The sequence below is a fragment of the Pseudomonas sp. 10C3 genome (assembly GCF_036346185.1).
In the GTDB taxonomy this organism is placed as follows: Bacteria; Pseudomonadota; Gammaproteobacteria; order Pseudomonadales; family Pseudomonadaceae; genus Aquipseudomonas.
Window position 1 is genome coordinate 1 of sequence record NZ_JASJVE010000192.1, and the last position, 242, is coordinate 242.

The following is a 242-nucleotide window of genomic DNA, read 5'->3' on the forward strand; positions in this document are numbered from 1 at the left end:
GTTATCCGTGCTGCTGTCGCTGGACGGGCTGTTTCGCAGTGATTTCGAAGACGGCTCCCTGGAGCAGTGGGTCCTTTCGCCGCACCCGTTGCCGCTTCTGGTATTGGCCAAGGTGCTGGCACACTGGGTGTTTTCCGGCCTGGCGCTGGTGTTGCTTGCGCCGCTGCTGGCGATGATGCTGGGCTTGCCCGTCGAGTGTCTGCCGGTATTGTTACTGTCTTTGTTGCTCGGCACGCCGGTGC

Annotated in this window: 1 protein-coding gene; it reads left to right on the plus strand. The window is 62.0% G+C overall.

What is annotated here, in order from left to right:
- Positions 1–242, plus strand: a 242-nt coding sequence (locus tag QN399_RS26585) for a heme exporter protein CcmB (protein WP_330201975.1), incomplete at both ends; no start/stop codon positions are given.